General features: G+C 71.6%; 14 protein-coding genes. 8 read left to right on the top strand and 6 right to left on the bottom strand.

Going from position 1 to position 17133, the window contains the following annotated elements; all coding sequences use genetic code 11:
* Positions 1–71: 71 nt before the first annotated feature.
* A complete protein-coding gene (locus tag IEX89_RS15765) occupies positions 72–1796 on the bottom strand; it encodes a cation:proton antiporter domain-containing protein (protein ID WP_188914198.1) in 1725 nt (574 codons plus the stop codon).
* 160 nt (positions 1797–1956) lie between these two features.
* On the opposite strand from IEX89_RS15765, the gene IEX89_RS15760 reads away from it, so the two are divergent.
* From IEX89_RS15760 to IEX89_RS15750, 3 genes are all read left to right on the top strand, one after another.
* Complete coding sequence (locus tag IEX89_RS15760) at positions 1957–3588, top strand: HAL/PAL/TAL family ammonia-lyase (RefSeq protein ID WP_188914197.1); 1632 nt, start codon at positions 1957–1959, stop codon at positions 3586–3588.
* A 123-nt stretch (positions 3589–3711) separates the two neighbouring features.
* Complete coding sequence (locus tag IEX89_RS15755) at positions 3712–3966, top strand: hypothetical protein (protein ID WP_188914196.1); 255 nt, start codon at positions 3712–3714, stop codon at positions 3964–3966.
* Positions 3967–4105: 139 nt separating this feature from the next.
* Positions 4106–5755, top strand: coding sequence for an electron transfer flavoprotein-ubiquinone oxidoreductase (locus IEX89_RS15750; RefSeq protein WP_188914292.1), 1650 nt, complete (start codon positions 4106–4108; stop codon positions 5753–5755).
* Positions 5756–5813: 58 nt separating this feature from the next.
* Here the strand turns inward: IEX89_RS15750 and IEX89_RS15745 are convergent, their stop codons facing one another.
* From IEX89_RS15745 to IEX89_RS15735, 3 genes are all read right to left on the bottom strand, one after another.
* A complete protein-coding gene (locus IEX89_RS15745) occupies positions 5814–6131 on the bottom strand; it encodes a hypothetical protein (protein WP_188914195.1) in 318 nt (105 codons plus the stop codon).
* Positions 6132–6301: 170 nt separating this feature from the next.
* Positions 6302–6985, bottom strand: a complete 684-nt coding sequence (gene gmk / locus IEX89_RS15740; protein ID WP_188914194.1) for a guanylate kinase — start codon at positions 6983–6985, stop codon at positions 6302–6304.
* Between the two features lie 4 nt (positions 6986–6989).
* Entirely contained in the window at positions 6990–7874 is an 885-nt protein-coding gene (locus IEX89_RS15735) for a YicC/YloC family endoribonuclease (protein WP_244645496.1), read from the bottom strand.
* Between the two features lie 167 nt (positions 7875–8041).
* Between IEX89_RS15735 and IEX89_RS15730 the strand changes: the two genes are divergently transcribed.
* Positions 8042–8251, top strand: coding sequence for a hypothetical protein (locus IEX89_RS15730; protein ID WP_188914193.1), 210 nt, complete (start codon positions 8042–8044; stop codon positions 8249–8251).
* Entirely contained in the window at positions 8248–8559 is a 312-nt protein-coding gene (locus IEX89_RS15725) for a hypothetical protein (protein ID WP_188914192.1), read from the top strand. Before IEX89_RS15730 ends, IEX89_RS15725 begins: the two co-directional genes overlap by 4 nt.
* A gap of 25 nt (positions 8560–8584) precedes the next feature.
* Here IEX89_RS15725 and IEX89_RS15720 read toward each other — a convergent pair whose 3' ends face one another.
* Positions 8585–8824 (bottom strand): hypothetical protein, encoded by a 240-nt coding sequence (locus IEX89_RS15720; RefSeq protein ID WP_188914191.1) that lies wholly within the window; start codon positions 8822–8824, stop codon positions 8585–8587.
* A gap of 201 nt (positions 8825–9025) precedes the next feature.
* Here IEX89_RS15720 and IEX89_RS15715 point away from each other — a divergent pair, with 201 nt between their 5' ends.
* The 3 genes from IEX89_RS15715 to IEX89_RS15705 all read left to right on the top strand — a co-directional run bounded on the left by IEX89_RS15715 (position 9026) and on the right by IEX89_RS15705 (position 13891).
* Positions 9026–10375, top strand: a complete 1350-nt coding sequence (locus tag IEX89_RS15715; RefSeq protein ID WP_188914190.1) for a lysozyme family protein — start codon at positions 9026–9028, stop codon at positions 10373–10375.
* Between the two features lie 94 nt (positions 10376–10469).
* Positions 10470–11054: a PAS domain-containing protein gene (locus tag IEX89_RS15710; protein WP_188914290.1), complete on the top strand. Its 585-nt coding sequence runs from the start codon at positions 10470–10472 to the stop codon at positions 11052–11054.
* Between the two features lie 143 nt (positions 11055–11197).
* Positions 11198–13891, top strand: coding sequence for a bifunctional acetate--CoA ligase family protein/GNAT family N-acetyltransferase (locus IEX89_RS15705; protein ID WP_188914189.1), 2694 nt, complete (start codon positions 11198–11200; stop codon positions 13889–13891).
* Here IEX89_RS15705 and IEX89_RS15700 read toward each other — a convergent pair whose 3' ends face one another.
* On the bottom strand, positions 13892–17116 hold the full coding sequence (locus IEX89_RS15700) for an efflux RND transporter permease subunit (protein WP_188914188.1): 3225 nt from the start codon (positions 17114–17116) through the stop codon (positions 13892–13894).
* Between the last annotated feature and the right edge of the window lie 17 nt (positions 17117–17133).

The raw sequence follows: 17133 nt of genomic DNA, 5'->3' as shown, positions 1-17133 counted from the left end.
CATCCGTCTCGGCTCCGCCGAGCCACCTTCCCCTACAGGGAAGGAGAAGGACCTTCTGCGCCTTCTGCGCCTCACGGCGTCTCTTCGAGCCCGCGCTGCTGGTCGAGGCGCTTGCGGACGACCTCCTCGCCGATGCCGAAGCCTTCCAGCACGCGCCCGGCGAGCTGCAGGCTCGCCTCGAAGGCTTCCGGCACGGCGATCGTCGCGCCCGCTTCCACCAGCCGATGCGCGTGGGCGCGGTCGCGGGCGCGGGCGTAGATCGGGATCATCGGCCAGGCGTGGCGGATGGCGCGGGCGATGCCCTCGGCGGCCTTGGTGTCGTCCATGGTGAGCACGACGGCGCTCGCCTCGGCGATGTGGGCGCGCGTCAGGAGATCGAGCCGCGAGGCGTCGCCGAAATAGACGGGCAGCCCCTCCTTGCGCGCGATCGCCACGCCGTTGGGGTCCGCGTCGATGGCGACGAAGGGGATCGCCTCCGCCTGCAGGGTCTCGACGAGGGTGCGACCCACGCGTCCGAAGCCGGCGATGACGACGTGACCCTCGAGCTCCGCCATGCTCTCGAGCGCGTGCTGGGAGGGCGCGTCCGTGCCGGCGAGGCGCGCGGCGAGGCGCTCCGCGGCATGCGCGACGAGGGGCGTCACCAGCATGGTGAGGCCCGCCACGATGAGCATGAACTGCCCGACGTCCGGCGGGATCAGCCCGAGCGACATGGCGAGCCCCACGACGATGAAGGCGAACTCGCCGCCCTGACCGAGCAGCAGGCCCGCCTCGATGGCGGTGGCGCGCCCGAGCCCGAAGGCGACGCACAGGCCCGCGGTGACGAGGCTCTTCAAGGCGAAGAGGCCGACGACGGAGGCGAAGATCCAGAACGGCGCCTCGACGACGACGCGCCAGTCGATCCCCATGCCCACCGACATGAAGAACAGCCCGAGCATCAGCCCCTTGAACGGCTCGATGTCGACCTCGACCTCGTGGCGGAACTCGGTCTCGGCGATGAGCAGCCCCGCCAGGAAGGCGCCGAGCGCCATCGAGAGCCCGGCGGCGCCGGTGATGGCGGAAATGCCGATGATCGTGAGCAGGATCGCCGCCATGAACATCTCGGGGCTCCTCGTCTGCGCGGCGACGCGCAGAGCCGGGCGCAGGACGAGGCGCCCGACGGCGTAGATGCCGCCGATCGTCAGCGCCGCCTTGCCGAGCGCGAGCGCGAGGTCGAGCCCGAGATTGCCTTCGACCTTCGCCCCGAGCACGCCCACCACGAACAGGATCGGCACCACCGCGAGATCCTGCATCAGCAGGATCGAGAAGGACGAGCGCCCAAGCGGCGTGCCCAGCCGCCGGCGCTGCATCAGGAGCTGCATGACGATTGCGGTGGAGGACAGAGCGAGGCAGGCGCCGAGCACGATGGAGGCGGGGATCGAGTTGCCGAACTCCCACGCGATCACGCCGATGATCGTGCCGGTGATCAGGATCTGCGCCGAGCCCAGCCCGAAGACGAGGCGGCGCATGGCCCACAGCCGTTCGAGCGACAATTCGAGCCCGATGACGAAGAGGAGGAAGATCACGCCGAGCTCGGCCAGCGCCTGCACGCCTTCGAGATCGTCGATGACGACCCAGTGCAGCACGGGGAAGTCCCCGACCAGCAGCCCGAGCCCGAACGGCCCGATCACGCCGCCCACGACGAGATAGCCGAGAACCGGCGAGACCCGCATGCGGTGGAACAGAGGCACCATCACCCCCGCGGCGACCAGGAAGACGATCACCTCGCGCAGGTAGGGAATGCCGATGTGATGCTCCATCCGCATGGGTCTCCTGTGAAATCGCCGCCGCAGGCTGCCCGCCGGGGCCGCCGGGGTCAATGCGGGAGGTCAAGCGTGAGCCGCACGCACGAGCCCTCGTTGCCAGCCGCCTTGCTCGGCTGTAACGCTCGCGGCGAGAACTCGATCAGGAGACACGGGCATGATCGTCGAGCTCGACGGCGCGAGCCTCACCATCGACGCGGCGGCGGCCGTGGCGCGGCCGGATGCCGCCGGCGCCTTCGCGCAGGCGACCCTGGCGGAGGGCGCGCGCGCGCGCCTGGCCGAGACCCGCGCCTACATCGACGCCACGTGGATGCACGACGAGGCGCCGCTCATGTACGCCTTCAACACGGGCGTGGGCCTGTTCAAGGACCAGCGCGTGCTGATCGCCGAGATGGCGGCCTACCAGGCCAAGACCGTCTACGCCCATGCCACGGGGGTGGGCGAGCCCTTCGCCGAGGACGTGGTGCGCGCCATGATGCTGGCGCGCGCCAACGCCTTCGCCTCCAACTATTCCGGCCCGCGGGTCGAGCTCGTCGAGCGTCTCCTCGCCTGCCTGAACGCGGGGCTGCACCCGGTCGTCCCGCAGAAGGGATCGGTGGGCGCGTCGGGCGATCTCGCGCCGCTCGCGCATCTCGCCGGTGCCGTGTGCGGCTTCGCGGAGGCGCAGATGATCTATCGCGGCCGGCGCATGCCCGCCCGCGAGGCGCTGGCGCAGGCCGGGATGGAGCCGGACGTGGCGCTCGGCGCCAAGGACGCCTCCGCGCTCATCAACGGCTCGACGACCTCGCTCGCGCTCGCGACGCTCGCGACCCACGACGCGCGGCGCCTGCTCAAGGCGGCGGACATCGCGCTCTGCCTCTCGCTCGAGGCGCTGCGCGGCGAGCGCGACGCCTTCGATCCGCGCATTCAGCGCGCCCGGCCGCATCCGGGGCAGATGAAGGTCGCGCGCAACGTGCTGCGCCTCCTCGACGGCTCGCGACGCGTCACGCAGGATGCGCGAGACATCGTCTTCCCCGAGGAGAGCCGCGCGCCCGGCACCCCGGCCTCGCCGCGCGTGCAGGACGTCTACTCGCTGCGCTGCGCCCCGCAGGTCCACGGGCCGGCGGACGAGGCGGTGGCCTATGTCGAGCGCATCGTCGGGACGGAGCTGAATTCGGCCACCGACAACCCGCTCATCGTCGACGACGGCAACGGCGGGTACGTGTCGCTGTCGGGCGGGCACTTCCACGGGCAGTACATGGCCCAGGCCATGGACTTCCTCGCCATCGCCATGGCGGACCTCGCCTCGATCTCCGAGCGGCGCCTGGCGCGGCTCATCGATCCGGGCATGAGCTACGGCCTGCCGCGCAATCTCCTCGCCGGCAAGAAGGGGCTCAACACGGGCTTCGCCACGGTGCAGTGCTCGGCCTCGGCGCTGGTCATGGAGAACCGCACGCTCGCCATGCCGGCCTCCGTCGATTCGATCCCCGGCAAGGGCAACGCGGAGGACCACGTCTCGAACTCGACCTGGGCGGGGCGCAAGGCGCGCACCATCGTCGAGAATACCGAGCAGGTGGTGGCGCTGGAGCTGCTCATGGCGGCGCAGGCGCTCAGCCTCGTCGAGCCGCTGGCGCCGGATCACCCGATCGGCCGCGGCACGCGGGCGGCGCTCGACGCGATCCGCGCCGTCATCCCGCCGGCGCTCGACGGGGATCGCTGGTACGCGACCGAGATGGCGCAGGCGCTCGATCTCGTGCGCTCGGGCGCGATCGTGCGCGCGGTGGAGGACGCGATCGGCGTGCTGGAGTGACGGCCGCGAGCACGTGTCCGAGCCGGCGGCGCTTGCCTCGCGGCGGCCTTTGCGGCTAGGACACGCTCGCGCGGCGGGGCCGAGGGCTCCGCGTCGCGACACGGCCGAGGAAGCGTCGAGAGCATGAGCACGTCGAAGAGCAGCGGCAAGACCAGCAGTAAGAGCACCCGCAACCTCCTCACCGTCGTCTCGGTGATGATCCTCGTCGGCGTCGAGGTGTTCGGCGTCGCGCTCGCCGCCGGCTGGGCCATTGCCGGACTGTTCGAGCTCGGCGCGACCGTGAGCTACGTGCTGATGGCGGTGTTCAGCATCATGGGCCTGTACCTGATGTGGGGCTTCTGGAAGAAGGCCGTCGAGGTCGAGCCCGTCCGCGGCTGAAGCGCGCGTGAACTTGCTCCGGGCTGAAAAGGTTCGTATCTGAACCGTGATCAGCCGAGGGAGTGCCCGCGTGAGCGACAACGACGCCCCGAAGACCGCAGCCGAGGCGACAGCCGCGGACCTGCCGCCCCGCGAAGCGATGGATTTCGACGTCGTGGTCGTCGGCGCCGGGCCCGCCGGGCTCGTCACCGCCATGCGCTTGAAGCAGCGCGCCGCCGAGACGGGAGCCGAGATCTCCGTCGTCGTCGTCGAGAAGGGCGCCGAGGTCGGCGCGCACATCCTCTCGGGCGCCGTCATCGACCCATCGGGCCTCGACGCGCTCGTGCCCGACTGGCGCGAGGATCCCGACCGGCCCCTCGACACCGAGGTCGAGAAGGACGAGTTCCTCTTCCTCGGCCCCGCGGGCGGCCTGCGCCTGCCGAACCTGTTCATGCCCTCGCTGATGTCCAACGAGGGCAATTTCATCGGCTCGCTCGGGCGCGTGTGCCGCTGGCTCGCGCCGCGCGCCGAGGCTCTGGGCGTGGAGATCTATCCGGGCTTCGCCGCCTCCGAGGTCCTCGTGGAGGACGGCAAGGTGGTCGGCGTCGCCACCGGCGATCTCGGCATCACCCGCGAGGGGAAGCCCGGGCCGAACTACACCCGCGGCATGGAGCTGCACGCCAAGTACACCGTCTTCGCCGAGGGCGCGCGCGGCAACCTCGCCAAGCAGGTGATCCACCGCTTCGGCCTCGCCGACGGACGCGAGCCGCAGAAATACGGCATCGGCATCAAGGAGGTCTGGGAGGTCCAGCCGGAGCGCTTCCGCCGCGGCCTGGTGCAGCATTCCTTCGGCTGGCCGCTGGACAACCGCACCGGCGGCGGCTCCTGGCTCTACCATTACGGCGAGAACCTCGTCTCGGTGGGCTTCGTCGTGCATCTCAACTACGAGAACCCGACGCTCTCGCCCTTCGACGAGATGCAGCGCTTCAAGACGCACCCGATCATCGCCGAGACGTTCGAGGGTGCCAAGCGCATCTCCTACGGCGCGCGGGCCATCGTCGAGGGCGGCTGGCAATCGGTGCCCAAGCTCTCCTTCCCGGGCGGCTGCCTCGTGGGCGACGCCGGCGGCTTCGTCAACGTGCCGCGCATCAAGGGCACGCACAACGCCATGCTCTCGGGCATGCTGTGCGCCGACCACCTCTTCGAGGCGGTGCAGGCGGGGCGCGGCCACGACGAGGTGGGCAGCTACGAGGAGGCCTGGCGCGCCTCCGCGGTGGGCGAGGACCTCTACCGCGTGCGCAACGTCAAGCCCATGTGGTCCAAGTACGGGACCTTCGCCGGCATCGCGCTGGGCGGCCTCGACATGTGGACGCACCAGATCATGGGCTCGTCCTTCTTCGGCACGCTGTCCCACGGCAAGCCCGACCACGAGTGCCTCAAGCCGATCTCCGAGGTGAAGGCCAAGACCTACGCCAAGCCCGACGGCGTGCTGACCTTCGACAAGCTCTCCTCGGTGTTCCTCTCGAACACCAACCACGAGGAGGACCAGCCGAGCCATCTCGTGCTGCTCGACCCGAAGGTGCCGGTAGAGCACAACCTGCCGAAATACGGCGAGCCGGCGCGGCTCTACTGCCCCGCGGGCGTCTACGAGGTGGTCTACGCCGATCCTGAGGCGAAGACAGACCCGAAGTTCGTCATCAACGCCCAGAACTGCGTCCACTGCAAGACGTGCGACATCAAGGACCCGACGCAGAACATCAAGTGGGTGACGCCGGAAGGCGGCGGCGGGCCGGTCTATCCGAACATGTGAGGGTGGAAAGCCTCCCCGCAGGGGAGGTGGGCCGCGAAGCGGACCGGTGGGGGCGATTTCAGTCCCGCGCGATGATTTCGCGCCCATCGAACTTGTAGAGCTTGACGTCCATCTCAAGCGTCGTCATGCAGAAGACGTGACCCGTGTTAGTCGGGGCATTGAGAACGACCATCCTCGTTCCCTGCCATCTTCCAGCAACCTGCGAGACGACCGACGCCTGAATTCTGCTCGGCAGACCCGCTCTGGCGAAGCCGACATCGACGGCTGCCTCATCGCAGGCGTGGTAGACGGCCGGAGGATCGATGTCCGCGCGGGCATTCGATGGAACGATGACCGCCGCAAGCACGAGGGCGGGAAAGATATTGCGACAGGACATGCACGCTCCTTCATGTGGTCGTTTGCGTGCATCACCTTAAATTGCTATTGCGTCATTGTCACGCTTGGGCCCGCCGCATGCCGACGCAGGCATCTCCCCGCAGGGGAGGTGGGCCGCGAAGCGGACCGGAGGGGGCGAACGCCGTTGAGGGCCTCGCGCCGCCCGCCCGCTCACCCCTCCCGCGACAGCACCTCGCCCAGGTCCCGCGTCAGCGTCTCCACCAAGGGCACGAGGTTGTCGCGGCGGGTGCGGCGGACGCGCTCGGCCTTCAGGATCGCCTCGAGATCGTGGAAGGTGCGCTCCAGGTCGTCGTTGACGAGCACGTAGTCGTAGTCGCGCCAGCGCTCGATCTCGCCGAGCGCCGTGCGCAGGCGACGGCGGATGGTGGCCTGATCGTCCTCCGCGCGCCGCGCGAGGCGCTTCTCCAGCTCGGCGATGGAGGGGGGCAGGATGAAGACGCTGGCCACGTCGGGCCGCATGGTCTCGTAGAGCTGCAGCGTGCCCTGGACGTCGATGTCGAAGAGGATGTCGCGCCCGTCCTCCAGCGCCGCCTCCACCGGCGCGCGCGGCGTGCCGTAGAAATTGCCGTGCACCTCGGCGTGCTCGAGCAATTCTCCGCGCTCGCGCATGAGGAGGAAGTCGCGCTCGGCGATGAAGCGATAGTGCACGCCGTCCACCTCCGAGGGGCGGCGCGGGCGCGTCGTCACCGAGACGGACATGGCGATGTCCTTGTCGGTCTGGAGCAGCAGGCGCGAGAGCGTCGACTTGCCCGCCCCGGAGGGCGAGGCGATGATCAGCATCACGCCGCGGCGGGTGCGGCCGCTCGCGTCGCGGGGGGCGTCCTCGGAGACCATCTCGTCACTCCACGTTCTGGACCTGCTCGCGCAGCTGGTCGACGACGTGCTTCAGGGAAAGCCCGATCTGCGAGAGGGCGACGTCGTTGGCCTTGGCGCAGAGCGTGTTGGCCTCGCGGCCGAATTCCTGGGCGAGAAAGTCGAGGCGCCGCCCAACCGCGCCGCCCTCGGCGAGCAGCGCGCGGGCCTGCGCCACGTGCGCGACGAGCCGATCCAGCTCCTCGCGAATGTCGGCGCGGGTCGCGATCAGGGCCGCCTCCTGGTGCAGCCGCGCGGGATCGAGGCCGGTGCTCGCCTCCATCAGCGCCTCGACTTGCGCGGCGAGGCGGGCGCGGATCGCCTCGGCGCTGCGGCCGGGATGCGCCTCCGCCTGCGCCACGAGATCGGCGATGGTGGCGAGGTGGCCCTCGATCACGGCCTCGAGCGCCGCGCCCTCGTCGCGCCGCGCGGCGACGAGGGCGTCCGCGAGACGCGGCAACGCCGCGCGCAGGTCCGCCTCGAGCGCCGCGGGATCGCCCGTCGCATCCCCCTCCTCGAGCTCGACGACGCCGCGCAGCGACAGCAGCCCGTCGAGGGAAGCCGGGGCGACGCCGTCGGGCACGCGCAGATCGGCGAGCGCGTCGAGCACGCTCTGCAGGACCTCGCGATTGACCCGCACCTTCGGCGCGCCGGCCGCGCGCTGGAGCGTCAGCGAGAGCTGCACCTGGCCGCGGGCGAGCGCCTGCGAGAGCACGCGGCGCGCCTCCTCGGCCACGGCGTCGAAGCCCGGCGGCGTGCGCGGACGTACGTCGAGCGAGCGCCCGTTCACGGACTTCGCTTCGAGCGCCCAGAGCGTGGCGCCCGTGGCGCCCGCCTCGCGGGCGAATCCGGTCATGCTGGCGATGGCCAAGAGCGTGCGTCTCCCGAGCTGTCTTCGAGCGCGCGGACCATAGGCGCGCGTGCGCGCACGGACAAGCGCCGGGCGGCGCCACGGGCCGAGCGGACCTCGCCATCCTTGACGAACGATGAGCGGCAACGACATAGTGCAGATCGGTCGCGTGATGACGGAAGGTGGCAATGGCGCGGATCGGCGAGAGCCGGCGCGAAGCGATGGTGCCCCGCGCGCTGCGGGCGGCGATCGGGTTCGGTGGCCTGGCGCTGGCGGGCGTCGGCACGGCCGCCCATCTGCTCGCGCTTCCCTATCCCGAGCCGATGCAAGTGGCGGCTTTCGCGGGAGGTGCGCTCCTCGGGCTCGTGCTCGAGTTCCGATCGGCGCGCCACGCGTGATCCCCGCCGACCACAACGAACTCTTCGCGTGGACGCTCGCGATCACGGCCGGATACGTGGTGATGGGCTACCTGCTGGAGCTGATTCGCATGCGCCGAGTGGGCAAGCCGCTCGGCCGCTCGCTCGGAGGCGGCGTGAAGCGCGTCTTCGACGGCTTGACCCTCGCGGTCTCGCTCCTCCTGCTTATGGGAGTGGTCTACCCCTCGGTGATGGAGCTGATCGGCGACACGCGACTCTTCGCCATCGTCGCTGGGCTGGCGGGCGTGCTCTATTCCCTCCACGCCCTCGTCCCCGAGGACGTCGCCTGATCCCGCGCGCGGCCCGGCGCTCGAATCACCGCGCCTCGTCGCGGGCCCAGGTCTCGAAGAGATAAAAGCCGTTCCAGCGCGCCACCACGTCGGCGGCGCGGACGTCGAAGCCGCGCGGGCGCGGCGTGCCGCCGTCGAGACGGCGCTCGAACACCCAGCCCTTGGCCTCGATGAAGGCGGGCACCGCGCGGTCCTCCGGCACGGCGCAGCGCAGCTCCGGCGCATCGAGGCGGCGGAAGACGTTGAAGCTCGCACCCGCACCCATGAAGGCCTCCCGCACCACCCGACCACACCGCATGACCGATGGACCGATCGTCTACACGCGATCCGCGGCTTTTCGATGACGCGACGGACCGTCGCAACCCGCGCACGGCCACGCTGACCCATTGCCGCCGAAATGACGGGCGATGGCTGAACGCGGTTCAGGGGCGCCCGAGTCGCGGCGCACTTTTCTCCGAGGGGTGGAATGACGCATGCGATCACGGCGCCGGCGGGCGCCGCGGGCCGTCGGCCGGTTGCCGACGGAGCGCACGTGTGCGGACGCGAGAGCGTTCGTGCGCGCGGGACGGGCGCCGCTTCCGGCACCATCCGTCTCGCCGCGGCCCTGTCTCTCGGGCTCGCGGCCAATCTCGTGGCGGTGAACGGCGCACGCGCGCCCGTCGCCGACCTCCTGGCCTCGGTCCCGGACCTCGTGGACGTCACCGGGTCGCTCGCGGCCCCGCCCACGCCGGCTCCGCCGACGCCTGCCGCGGCGCGCGTCGCCTCGACGCCGGCACCCTGCTGCGTCCCCGGCCTCGCACCGGTGGCGCTCGTGAGCACGGCCCTCGACGGCGCTTTAACGCATGTTCTGCCCGACCTGTTCCCGAGCCTCGACGGTTCTCTCGGCGAGAGCGTCGGTGCACGGCTCGCCGCCGCCTACGCGGCCAAGCGCGACGCGCTCCTGGCGCTCGCCGAGGAGCGGCGCACCGTGCGATTCGGCGCCATGCGCGTCGAGCGCTGGATCGTGACCGCCGTACGCAGCGCCGCCGCACGGACCGGCGTCGACCCCGTCTACATGCTGGCGCTCGCCGACAAGGAATCGAGCCTGCGCCCGGGCGTCGGCGCGAGCACCTCCTCGGCGGAGGGGCTCTATCAGTTCATCGAGCAGACCTGGCTCGACGTCGTCTACCATTTCGGCGACGCGCACGGCCTCTCGGAGGAAGCGGACGACATCGTCCGCGGCGCGGACGGGCGCTATCGCGTCGAGGACGAGGAGCGGCGTGCCGAGATCCTGGGATTGCGCCGCGATCCGCTGCTCTCGGGGCTCATGGCCGGCGAGATGCTGGCGCGCGATCGCGCCCGCATCGAGGCGGCGATCGGGCGCGGGCTCGCCCCGCACGAGCTCTATCTCGCGCATTTCCTAGGGCCGGCCGGCGCCGAGATCTTCCTCGCCGCCAAGGATGCCGATCCGGACGCGAAGGCGGCGGAGGCCTTCGCCGCGGCGGCGCGGGCGAACCGCACCATCTTCTACGAGCGCGGCGATCGCCGCCGGCCGCTCTCCTTCGCGGAGGTGGACGCGCGCTTCGCCGGCATGATCGGCGAGCGCATCGACCGCTACGTGAGCGTCGATCCGCTGGGCGAGTCGGCCCGCGCGCGCATGCTCGCCCGCCTGCTCCATCACGGCAGCGCCGTCTACGCCAAGCTCGGGCTCTCGCGCGAGGCCGACGGGAGCGAGGCCGACGAGGCGCCCGAGGAGGAGCTCCTCGCGCTCGCCACCGTCACGGGAGCCGACGGCGAGACCGTGCCGCTGCCGCCGCGGGCGAGACGCGGCTCCTGAAGCGCCGCCCTTGATCGAGATCACGGCGCGGACGACCCGCGCCGTCTAGCCTTCCTCGCGTCGCAACGGCCGAGGAAGGCACGGTCCCGTGTTCATGCGTTCCATCTTCCCGTCGCGCGGGGCCGCGCGGGCGCGGCCGCCGCGCCGCCTCGATCGCGTCGTCGTCCCGACGGGCGTCGAGCGCCCCTTCCCGCCCGGCGCGATCATCGTCACCAAGACGGACACGACGGGCCGCATCACCTACGCCAACCCGACCTTCCTCGCCATGGCGGCGCTCGAGGAGGCGGACGCGATCGGCGCGCCGCATTCGATCATCCGCCATCCCGACATGCCGCGCTGCGTCTTCGCCCATCTGTGGCGGGAGATCGAGGCCCGGCGCGAGGTCTTCGCCTACGTGAACAACCTCGCCGCCGACGGCGCGAATTACTGGGTGCTCGCCCACGTGACGCCGAGCCTCGACGGGAGTGGACGCATCGTCGGCTATCATTCGAGCCGCCGCCCCGCCGGACGTGCCGCGCGTGCCGTGATCGAGCCGCTCTACGCCGAGCTCCTCGCGATCGAGCGCGCCCACGCGAGCCGGCGCGAGGGCCTCGCCGCCTCGCAGGCGACGCTCGCGGACGAGCTCGAGGCGCTGGGCACCACCTACGATGCTCTCGTCCTGTCGCTCGTGCGCGGATGACGTCGAGGAGCGGCGCGTGCGGCGACCGCGCGTCGCACGCCCGTCGCCGAACCCTGCTCCATCTCCTCGGCTTGACGCACCGTCGCACGCGCGTCTCCCATGCGAACGCTGATCTCGCCCCGCCTCCGGAGGAGAGCCCGACCATGAGCACCTATCGCCTCGACAAGCTGTTCGCGCCGCGCTCCATCGCGCTCGTCGGCGCGAGCCCGCGGGAGGGCTCGCTCGGGCGCACCGTCCTGCGCAACCTCTCGCGCGCGGGCTTCGCGGGGCCGATCACGCCGGTCAATCCGCGCCATCGCGAGATCGACGGAAAGCCTTGCGTGGCGCGGCTCTCCGACATGACGGAGGCGCCCGATCTCGTCGTGATCGCCGCGCCGCCCGCCGCCGTGCCCGACATCGTCGAGGAGGCGGGGCGGATCGGCGCGTGCGCGGCGATCGTCATCACGGCGGGGCTCGGCCACGGCCCGGGTTCGTTGGCCGAGGACGCGCGCCAGCGCGCGCGGCGCCACGGCTTGCGGCTGGTGGGCCCCAATTGCCTGGGCGTCATGGCGCCGCGCGCGGGGCTCGACGCGAGCTTCGCGGCGAACCCGCCGCTCCCGGGCGACCTCGCGCTGATCTCGCAATCGGGCGCCATCGCCGCGGGCCTCGTCGAATGGGGCGCGCAGCGCAACGTCGGTTTCTCGGCGGTGGTCTCGCTCGGCGACAAGGTGGACGTCGATTTCGGCGATTGCCTCGACTATTTCGCCGCCGACCGGAACACCCGCGCGATCCTGCTCTACGTCGAATCGATCAACGCGGCGCGCAAGTTCATGTCCGCCGCTCGCGCCGCCTCGCGCTCGAAGCCCGTCGTCGTGATCAAGTCCGGCCGCCACGCGCAGGGCGCCAAGGCGGCGGCGACGCATACCGGCGCGCTCGCGGGATCGGACGCGGTCTACGAGGCGGCCTTCCGGCGCGCGGGCCTGCTGCGGGTCTACGATCTCGACGAGCTCTTCGCCGCCGCCGAGACGCTCTCGCGCCAAAAACCCTTTCCCGGCAACCGCCTCGCCATCCTCACCAACGGCGGTGGCGTCGGCGTGCTCGCCGTCGACCGGCTGATCGATCGCGGCGGGCGCCTCGCCGAGGTGTCGCCGGACACGATCACCGCCCTCGACGGCGTCCTGCCCGACACGTGGTCGCGGGGCAATCCCGTCGACATCATCGGCGACGCCGATGCGCGGCGCTACGCATCCTCGCTCGAGGCGCTGCTCGACGACCCCGCCAACGACGCGATCCTCGTCCTCAACGTGCCCACCGCTCTGGCCTCCGCGCCGGCGGCGGCGCAGGCGGTGGTGGAGACGGTGCAGCGTCATCGCGCGAAGGCGTTTCGCGCCAAGCCCGTCTTCGCGGTGTGGCTGGGCGAGCATCCGGAGGCGGGGCGCGCCTTCGAGGCGGCGGGCATCCCGCATTTCGCCACCGAGGCGGACGCCGTGCAGGGCTTCATGCACCTCGTCCGCTGGCGCGAGGCGCAGGACCTGCTGATGCAGACGCCCGCCAGCCTGCCCCGGGACTTCGCGCCCGATCGCGCCGCCGCGCGCGCCATCGTCGAGACCGTGGTGGTGGAAGGCCGCACCTGGCTCGACCCGATGGAGGTCTCGCGCCTGCTTTCCGCCTACGCGATCCCCGACGCGCCGGTGAGCCTCGCCCGCACGCCGGAGGAAGCGGGCGCCGCGGCGCGGCCCTTCGTCGAGGCGGGTGGCACGGTGGCGGTGAAGATCCTCTCTCCCGACATCGTGCACAAGTCCGACATCGGCGGCGTCTCGCTCGACCTCACCAGCGTGCAGGCGGTCGAGGAGGCCACGCGCGAGATCCTGGCCCGCGCCGCCGCGCGCAAGCCGGACGCGCGCATCACCGGCGTCACGGTCCAGCCCATGGTGCGCAAGCCCAAGGCGCGCGAGCTCATCGCCGGCATCGCGCACGACGACACGTTCGGCCCCGTCATCGTCTTCGGGCGCGGCGGCACGGCGGTGGAGGTGATCAACGACAAGGCGCTCGCGCTCCCGCCGCTCGACATGAACCTCGCGCAGACGCTCGTTTCGCGCACACGCGTCTCGCGCGTGCTCGCCGCCTATCGCGACGTGCCCGCCGCCGATATCGAGGCGGTGAAGCTCGTCCTCGTGAAGCTCTCGCAGCTCGCCGCCGACCTGCCGGAGGTGCGCGAGCTCGACATCAACCCCTTCCTCGCCGACAAGGACGGCGTCATCGCGGTGGACGCCCGCGTCGCCGTCGCGCCCGTGAGCGGCAAGCGGGCGAGCGCGCCGCATGCGAGCTTCGCCGTGCGGCCGTATCCGGTGGAATGGGAGCGGACGATGGAGCTCTCCGCAGAGCGCACCGTCTTCGTGCGGCCCGTCCGGCCGGAGGACGAGGAGCTGTTCCTCGCCTTCTTCAAGCGCGTCACCGACGAGGACCTGCGGCTGCGCTTCTTCGCGCCGGTGAAGGACTTCTCCCATTCCTTCATCGCGCGCCTGACCCAGCTCGACTACGCCCGCGCCATCGCCTTCGTGGCGGTGGATGCCGAGACCGGCGAGATGATGGGCGCGGTGCGCCTCCACGCCGACGCGAACCACGAGAGCGGGGAATACGCGATCCTGCTGCGCTCGGACCTCAAGGGCATCGGGCTCGGCTGGCGCCTGATGCAGCTGATGATCGACTGGGCCAAGGCCGAGGGCCTCGCCCATGTCGAGGGCCAGGTCCTGCGCGAGAACCGCACCATGCTCGAGATGTGCAAGCAGCTCGGCTTCGAGATCCGCGCGGACAAGGACGACCCGGATCTCAAGGTGGTGCGGCTCGATCTCGGCTGATCATTCCGCGGGCACGTTCGTCTCGCGAACGTCGCCCTCGGCCAACCGCCGCTCGCGCTCCCGTTCGTGCTCGCGCTCGTCCTCGCGCTCCTGCGCACGCATCTCCTCACGCGCTTCGACCGCGGCCAGCTCGGCGTCGAGGCGCGAGGCTTCCGCTGCGCGGGGCTTGGCGAAGCGGGCGAGCGCCAGATAGGCGACCGGGGTGAGGAAGAGCGTGAACAGGACGGAGAGGCCGAGCCCGCCGACGACGACCCAGCCGAGCGCCGCGCGCGCTTCCGCGCCGGGACCGTCGGAGAGGACGAGGGGCAGGCCGCCGAGCACGGTGGAGATCAGCGTCATCATCACCGGGCGGAAGCGCACGGCGGCGGCTTCCTCCGCCGCCTCGCGCACGCTCGCGCCCTCGTCGCGCAGCTGGTTCGCGAACTCGACGATGAGAATGCCGTTCTTGGCCATCAGCCCGATGAGCATCACGAGGCCGATCTGGCTGTAGATGTTCAGGCTCGTTCCCGTCAGCGACATCGCGAGCGCCGCGGCGCCGAGCCCGAAGGGCACGACGATCAGGATCACGACGGCCGAGGCGAGGCTCTCGAACTGCGCGGCCAGCACCAGGAGCACGATGGCGAGCGCGAAGGCGAAGGTGAGCGCCACGCCCTGCGAGGTCTCCTCGAGCGTCGCCGCCTCGCCCAGGAAGGCGAGCGTCTGGCCGGGCTGGAGCAGCGGCGTCGCGAGCGCCCGGACGTCGTCGATCGCCGCGCGCAGCGGCACGTCGGCGGGCAGGCCCGCCTCGACGGTGACGGCCCGGCGCTGACGCTCGCGCGAGAGGGAAGGCGGGATGCTCTCCTCCGCCGAGTCGGCGATGGCGGACAGCGGGACGAGGGCGCCGTTGGCGCCGCGAAGCAGCAGCGCCTCCAGGTCGGCCGGCTCGACCACCGTGCCGTCGGGGACGCGAAGCCGCACCTCGATCGCGCGGTCGCCGACGAAGACGTCGCCCACGCGCCGGCCGTCGAGCGCCGTCTGCAGCGCGAGCGTCACGTCGGCGGGGTTCACGCCGAGATCGGCGGCCCGCGCCGTGTCGATGCGGATCGAGAGCTGCGGCTGGGAGATGTCCAGCGAGAGGGAGGGGTTCGTCAGCTGCGGCATCTCGCGGCGCAGCGTGTCGACGAGGGCGAGCCCCGTGTCGGTGATGGCGTCGTAATCCTCGCCGAGCACGGCCACCTGCAGCCCCGAGCCGCCGCCGCGGATGCCGAGCGAGTTCGGCGTGATGGCGCGGGCCTGCACGCCGATGACGCCCCCGAGCGCGCGGTTGATCTCCGAGACGATCGCTTGCTGGCCGCGCTCGCGCGCCGCCCAGTCGACGAGCGGGGCGGCGATGAAGGCGCGGTTGGCGCTGCCGCGCGTGCCGATCACGGCGAGCACGCTCTGGATCTCGCCCGAGGCGACGTAGGGCTCGAGCAGCGCCTCCACCTCGGCGACCTTGCCGCTCGTGTAGTCGAGGGACGAGCCCTGCGGCGTCGAGACGACGAGGAGGACGAAGCCGCGGTCCTCCGGCGGCGTCAGCTCCTCCGGCAGGCTCGCGAACGAGATCCAGGCCGCGACGCCGAAGAGCGCGCACAGCGTGATCACGACGAGCGGCGCCGCGAGCGCGCGGGCGAGGACCGCGCGGTAGAGCGAGACGAAGACGGTGCCGACGGCGCCGAACGGGTCGAGGCGGCGGCGCGGCGCGCCGTCCGCCATGGGCGCCGCGTCCTTCAGGAGCCGCGAGGCCAGCATCGGCGCGAGCGTCAAGGCCACGAAGGAGGAGAGGACGACGGAGGCCGCCAGCGTGAAGCCGAATTCGGCGAAGAGCCGTCCCGCCTGTCCCGGCAGGAAGGAGATCGGCACGAACACGGCGGCCAGCGTCGCGGTGGTGGCGAGGACCGCGAACAGGACCTGGCGGGTGCCGAGCACGGCGGCGGCGCGCGCCCCCATGCCCTCGGCCCGGCGCCGCTCGATGTTCTCGATGACGACGATGGCGTCGTCGACGACGATGCCGGTGGCGAGCACCATGGCGAGCAGCGTCAGCACGTTGACGGAAAAGCCCATCAGCCAGATCGCCGCGAGCGTGCCGATGATGGCGATGGGCACCGTCACCGCCGGGATCAGCGTCGCGCGCCAGGAGCGGAAGAACATCAGGATGATCACGACGACGAGGATCGTCGCGATGACGAGGGTGGAGAGCACCTCGTTGACGGCGCCGGAGACGAAGATCGCGTCGTCCGAGCGGACGGCGACGGTGATCCCCTCGGGAAGCGAGGTGTTGAGCTCGTCCACCGCCGCGCGCACGGACTCGGAGATGGCGATGACGTTCGAGCGCGCCTGGCGGATGATGCCGGCGCCGAGGCCCACGCGCCCGTCCGAGCGCAGGATCGTCTCGTTGTCGGCGGGCCCGAGCGAGACGGAGGCGACGTCGCGCACGCGGGTCGCGCGATCGACGAAGGTCGCTTCGATCTCCTCCACCGAGCGTGCGGCGGCGCCGGCCTCGACGAGAAAGGTGGAGGCGGGCATGCGCAGATCGCCCGCGGGGTCGTCGGTGAGGACGCCCTCGAGCGCCCGGCGCACGTCGGCGATGGTGAGGCCGCGGGCGTTGAGCGCCGGCACGTCCATGGTGACGCGGAAGACCGGATCGCGCAGCCCGTAGGCCTGCACGTCGGCGACGCCGTCGATGGCGGCGAGGCGGTCGAAGACGAGGCGGTCGGCGAGCGCCGAGAGCTCCTCGATGGCGTGGCGGTCCGAGACGACGGAGAGGCGCAGGATCGCCTCGCCGTCGGAATCCGCCTTGACCACGCGCGGCTCCTCGACGTCCGGCGGCAGCCGGCCGCGCACGCCCGAGACCGCGTCGCGCATGTCGCTCGCGGCGACGTCGAGATCGACGTCGTCCCCGAATTCCGCGACGACGCGCGAGCGCCCGCGCGAGCTCGTGGAGGAGACCGAGGCGAGGCCCGGCACGCGGGCGACGGCGCCCTCGAGGATCGTCGTCACCTGCGTGTCGACCGCGGTGGGAGTGGCGCCGGGGAAGTTGGTCGAGACCGTCACCACGGGGCGGTCGACGTCGGGAAGCTCGCGCACGCTCACGCCGAAGAGCGCGGCGAGGCCGGCGAGCACGACGAGGAGGCTCATCACCGCAGCCAATGTGGGGCGGCGTACGCAGAGCGCGGCGATGTCGCCGGCGCGGGAGATGGTGCTCATCGGCTCGCTCCCGTCCG

This window comes from Salinarimonas ramus (assembly GCF_014645695.1).
Lineage (GTDB): Bacteria > Pseudomonadota > Alphaproteobacteria > Rhizobiales > Beijerinckiaceae > Salinarimonas > Salinarimonas ramus.
The sequence above is the reverse complement of the archived record's forward strand: the minus strand, read 5'-3'. Positions and strand labels throughout refer to the sequence as shown.

Coding starts and splice junctions, on each gene's coding strand:
- IEX89_RS15705 (WP_188914189.1), top strand. CDS start 11,198: ATGAGCACCTATCGCCTCGACAAGCTGTTCGCGCCGCGCTCCATCGCG.
- IEX89_RS15755 (WP_188914196.1), top strand. CDS start 3,712: ATGAGCACGTCGAAGAGCAGCGGCAAGACCAGCAGTAAGAGCACCCGC.
- IEX89_RS15700 (WP_188914188.1), bottom strand. CDS start 17,116: ATGAGCACCATCTCCCGCGCCGGCGACATCGCCGCGCTCTGCGTACGC.
- IEX89_RS15730 (WP_188914193.1), top strand. CDS start 8,042: ATGGCGCGGATCGGCGAGAGCCGGCGCGAAGCGATGGTGCCCCGCGCG.
- IEX89_RS15715 (WP_188914190.1), top strand. CDS start 9,026: ATGACGCATGCGATCACGGCGCCGGCGGGCGCCGCGGGCCGTCGGCCG.
- IEX89_RS15745 (WP_188914195.1), bottom strand. CDS start 6,131: ATGTCCTGTCGCAATATCTTTCCCGCCCTCGTGCTTGCGGCGGTCATC.
- IEX89_RS15765 (WP_188914198.1), bottom strand. CDS start 1,796: ATGGAGCATCACATCGGCATTCCCTACCTGCGCGAGGTGATCGTCTTC.
- IEX89_RS15760 (WP_188914197.1), top strand. CDS start 1,957: ATGATCGTCGAGCTCGACGGCGCGAGCCTCACCATCGACGCGGCGGCG.
- IEX89_RS15750 (WP_188914292.1), top strand. CDS start 4,106: ATGGATTTCGACGTCGTGGTCGTCGGCGCCGGGCCCGCCGGGCTCGTC.
- gmk (WP_188914194.1), bottom strand. CDS start 6,985: ATGGTCTCCGAGGACGCCCCCCGCGACGCGAGCGGCCGCACCCGCCGC.
- IEX89_RS15720 (WP_188914191.1), bottom strand. CDS start 8,824: ATGGGTGCGGGTGCGAGCTTCAACGTCTTCCGCCGCCTCGATGCGCCG.
- IEX89_RS15710 (WP_188914290.1), top strand. CDS start 10,470: ATGCGTTCCATCTTCCCGTCGCGCGGGGCCGCGCGGGCGCGGCCGCCG.